This is a genomic window from Neisseria sp. P0020.S003, assembly GCF_051957095.1.
Taxonomy (GTDB): domain Bacteria; phylum Pseudomonadota; class Gammaproteobacteria; order Burkholderiales; family Neisseriaceae; genus Neisseria; species Neisseria subflava.
This window is the reverse complement of sequence record NZ_JBQCWU010000037.1, coordinates 1-4,408: the sequence shown is the minus strand read 5'-3', so window position 1 is coordinate 4,408 and position 4,408 is coordinate 1. Positions and strand designations below refer to the sequence as shown.

Genomic DNA, 4,408 nt, shown 5'->3' with positions numbered 1-4,408 from the left:
GGGGCGTCCGGGGAGGATTAAGGGGGCATTTGGGTAGAATTAGGAGTGATTTGGGGAGGGAAATAGCCGAAAACCTTTGTTTAGGTTTCGGCTGTCGGGGGAAGGGCTTTTTTGCAAAGGTCTCTGATCGTCGAAGTTTTGGTTTTGTAGGATGTGTTCGAGACGGGACGGGGTTTCGGCATTGAAGTAAATACCCATATCGTCGGTAACGAGCGACAGCGGCGGCACTAAGTTGGAGCCGAGTCCGACCGAGCGGATAAAGCCGTCTTCCATGCGCAGCAGGGGGATGTGGTGTTGTTCGGTAAAGCGGACGATGGCCTCTTTGCCGTTGCCCCAAGCAAGGATGCGTGTATCGTCGGACAGTTTGACCCCGGCCAGTTTTTGGGTGGAAGAGATAAATTTCAGACGGCAAGAGGGTACGTTAAAGAACGGTTTGGCAACCGCGCGTTTCCACAAAGACATACCGACGCAATATAACTCGCCACGCAATTTGTCGTTTTTGCGTTTGACCGTCGCCAGATAGTCGATGACATCAAAGAGGTTGCCTGCTTCGCCGGTATTGGGGTTGAGGTAGCGGCTGTATTGCAGATAGGCTGCGGCGAAGAGCTGCAGCAAGTTGCGGGGGCGCGGCGTTGGGTTTGAACAAGGCTGCCGATTTTAGGATGGCGGTCGTCGCTTACACCCCATCCGGCATACCACGGCAGGCCGAAGGTGGTCAGCGGCTTGCCGCACAAAAGTGCCTCAAAACCCATTTGCGAGGTAACGCAATAAACTTTATCGACGTTTTGCAACAAAGAAATCGGGTTGATGTCTTCTGCCAGAAGATGGACGCGGTGTTGCTGCGCCAGTTGGGTCAGATAGCCTTGTTTTTTGCCGCACAAAACATCGGGATGGGTTTTGACCCAAATATCGGCTTGCGGGTTTTCATTTAAAGCCGTCTGAAACATCAGTTCAAACGTAGAGGCGTCTGCGCCGCCATATTGGATGGTCATATCGCCGAAGGTTTGGTCGATAATGAGGACGGTTTCAGACTTGGATGGGGAGCGTAAGGGATGATTGTCTGAAAGTTCGGGCGCGTGGTTGTATTTGGACAGGTGGTGTTTTAGGATGAAATCCATCGCCTGCCGCGCCTGAGCCAAGGTTTCAGACGGCATGGCATCGGCGGCAAGAATCAGTTGTTCCAAACGCGAAGGACGTGTGGTGTCGTAGTAGATGCCGATGTTGTCATAGACGATGGAGTAGGGGGGATAACCGGCGACTCCCAGGCCGAGCGAGCGTAAAAGCCGTCTTCCAAAGCAATAAAGGGAAGCTGGTGTTCGGCGGCAAAAGCACGCGCTTTGTGTGTCGTTAGGCGCAAACCCCAGCCGACCACAGCCTCTGCTCCTTTTCCGTCTTTGCAGATATGAAACTCGGGCAATAGGGTGGAGAGATGGGGGATTTTGCGGATGCTGCGAGAGGGAATGTAGGCGTTTTTCACAATGCGTTTTCGTCGATTATTGTTATTAATGGATTGTAGGCCGTCTGAAAAGAGGAACATTCTTTCAGACGACCTGAATAGTCTTAAAACGTGACTGCTTCGGCCAATACTTTGCCTGCCAAGTCTTTAGGCGACAGGTTCGGCTCGCCTTGCAACGGCCAGTCGATGCCGACGGTCGGATCATTCCAAATCAGCGAGTGTTCGGCTTTTGGGTTGTAATAGTCTGTACATTTGTAGACGAACTCAGCTTCATCGCTCAGTACATAGAAGCCGTGAGCGAAACCTTCGGGTATCCACAGTTGGCGTTTGTTTTCTGCGGACAGAATTTCGCCCACCCATTTGCCGAAAGTGGGGGAGTCTTTACGCATATCGACGGCCACGTCGAATACTTCGCCGACAACCACGCGCACGAGTTTGCCTTGTGTGTTTTCGGTTTGATAGTGCAGGCCGCGCAATACGCTTTTGCTGGATTTGGAATGGTTTTCCTGCACGAAGGTGCGGTTGCAGACTTGGGTCTTGAACCACTCGTCGCGGAAGGTTTCCATAAAAAAGCCGCGCGCGTCGCCGAAGACTTGGGGCTCAAGCAGTTTTACGTCAGGAATGGCGGTATCAATGATGTTCATCGTTTTATCTTTCATCTAAAGGCCATCTGAAAAGTTTCAGACGGCCTCAAACATTATTTTTTCAACAGGCGCAGCAAATATTGGCCGTATTGGTTTTTTGCCATCGGGCGCGCCAGCTCTTCCAGTTTTTTATCGGAAAGCCAACCGTTGCGCCAAGCGATTTCTTCCAGGCAGGCGATTTGCAGGTCTTGGATGTTTTGCACGGTTTGGACGAATGAAGCGGCTTCGTGCAGGCTCTCGTGGGTGCCGGTATCCAACCATGCGAAACCGCGTCCCAAAAGTTGTACCGACAATGATCCGTCTTCCAAATACATCTGGTTGAGGTCGGAAATTTCCAATTCGCCGCGGGCGGACGGTTTGATTTGTTTGGCGAACTCGACGACGCGTTGGTCGTAGAAGTACAAGCCGGTTACCGCCCAGTCGGATTTGGGCTGTTGCGGTTTCTCTTCGATAGACAGGGCGTTGAAGTTTTCGTCAAATTCGACTACACCGAAACGCTCGGGGTCTTTGACCTGATAACCGAATACGGTTGCGCCGTGGGTCTTGGCGGCAGCCTGTTTCAATGTTTGCGTAAACGATTGGCCGTAGAAAATATTGTCGCCCAAAACCAAGCAAACATTGTCGTTGCCGATAAATTCTTCGCCGATGATAAATGCCTGTGCCAAGCCGTCCGGGCTGGGTTGCACGGCATAACTGATGGAAATGCCGAAATCGCTGCCGTTGCCGAGCAGGCGTTTAAAAGAGGCGTTGTCTTCGGGCGTGGTAATCACCAAAATGTCGCGGATTCCTGCCAGCATCAATACGGACAGGGGATAGTAAATCATGGGCTTGTCGTACACGGGCAGCAGCTGTTTGGATACGCCGCGCGTGATGGGGTAGAGGCGTGTGCCGCTGCCGCCGGCAAGGATGATGCCTTTCATGGGTTTTCTCCTGAGTAGTGTGCGTTTGCATGATTTTCAGACGGCCTAATATGGGAACAGGCCGTCTGAAAACTTATTTTCCAGTGCCTAAACGTTCCAAACGATAGTTGCCGTTCAATACGTTTTGCCACCAGGTTTTGTTGTCCAAATACCATTGTACTGTTTTGCGGATGCCGGATTCGAATGTTTCCTGAGGTTTCCAGCCCAGCTCCCTGCCGATTTTGGCAGCATCGATGGCGTAGCGCACGTCATGGCCGGGGCGGTCTTGTACGAAAGTAATCAAATCTTCATAACGTGCCACACCGGCCGGTTTTTCAGGAACAAGCTCTTCCAGCAGGGTACAGATGGTTTTGACGACTTCAATATTGGCTTTTTCATTGTGGCCGCCAATATTGTAGGTTTCGCCGACAACACCTTCGGTAACAACCTGATACAGCGCGCGCGCGTGGTCTTCGACAAACAGCCAGTCGCGGATTTGCATACCGTCGCCGTACACAGGCAGCGGTTTGCCGTCGAGCGCGTTCAGAATTATCAAAGGAATGAGTTTTTCAGGAAAATGGTAGGGGCCGTAGTTGTTGGAGCAGTTGGTTACGATGGTCGGCAAGCCGTAAGTACGCAACCATGCGCGGACGAGGTGGTCGCTGGACGCTTTAGAAGCAGAGTAGGGGCTGGACGGCGCGTATGGCGTGGTCTCGGTAAACAAATCGTCTGTGCCGTGCAAATCGCCATAGACTTCATCGGTAGAAATATGGTGGAAGCGGAAGGCTTCGCGCTTTTCAGACGGCATTTGTTGCCAGTAGGCGCGGGCAGCTTCAAGCAGATTGAATGTGCCGACGATATTGGTTTGGATAAATTCGCATGCCGAATCGATAGAGCGGTCGACATGGCTTTCCGCTGCCAAGTGCATCACGGCATCAGGCTGGTGTTGTGCGAATACGCGGTCGAGTTCGGCGCGGTCGCAAATATCCACTTGCTCAAAAGCATAGCGAGGATTATTGGCTACCTCGGTCAGAGATTCCAAATTGCCGGCATAAGTCAGCTTATCGACATTGACGACAGAGTCTTGGGTGTTTTGGATAATATGACGGACAACGGCAGAACCGATAAAGCCCGCGCCGCCGGTAACAAGGATTTTTTTCATAAATTTCAGAGGATAGCCAAAAAATATGAACGGATTATAGCAGACAGAATGTGTGTTTTTCAGATAAAGAGGCCGTCTGAAAACATCTCTTTCAGACGGCCTGTATCAGGTCAACTTAATTGTAGAAACTAGTAGCGTTGTTTACAGTATTTCCAGGAGAATACTGAAACATGAACATGCACAAAAACACCCGCCTCTCCCCGCACCACCGCCAAGCCATTTGGCTGGCCTACACGCAGGGGAAGGA

General features: G+C 51.6%; 3 protein-coding genes and 2 pseudogenes. 1 reads left to right on the top strand and 4 read right to left on the bottom strand.

Annotated elements, in window-relative coordinates:
• Nucleotides 1-123 precede the first annotated feature (123 nt).
• From ACTHTQ_RS11140 to rfbB, 4 genes and pseudogenes are all read right to left on the bottom strand, one after another.
• A pseudogene (locus ACTHTQ_RS11140) lies at nt 124-1,537 on the bottom strand (capsular polysaccharide biosynthesis protein); the annotation flags it as partial.
• 23 nt (nt 1,538-1,560) lie between these two features.
• Complete coding sequence (rfbC, locus tag ACTHTQ_RS11135) at nt 1,561-2,100, bottom strand: dTDP-4-dehydrorhamnose 3,5-epimerase (protein WP_440363954.1); 540 nt, start codon at nt 2,098-2,100, stop codon at nt 1,561-1,563.
• A gap of 53 nt (nt 2,101-2,153) precedes the next feature.
• Nucleotides 2,154-3,020: a glucose-1-phosphate thymidylyltransferase RfbA gene (rfbA, locus tag ACTHTQ_RS11130; RefSeq protein ID WP_440363953.1), complete on the bottom strand. Its 867-nt coding sequence runs from the start codon at nt 3,018-3,020 to the stop codon at nt 2,154-2,156.
• A 73-nt stretch (nt 3,021-3,093) separates the two neighbouring features.
• Nucleotides 3,094-4,161, bottom strand: coding sequence for a dTDP-glucose 4,6-dehydratase (rfbB, locus tag ACTHTQ_RS11125; RefSeq protein WP_440363952.1), 1,068 nt, complete (start codon nt 4,159-4,161; stop codon nt 3,094-3,096).
• Nucleotides 4,162-4,331: 170 nt separating this feature from the next.
• Here rfbB and ACTHTQ_RS11120 point away from each other — a divergent pair.
• Nucleotides 4,332-4,408: pseudogene (locus ACTHTQ_RS11120) on the top strand (helix-turn-helix domain-containing protein); the annotation flags it as partial.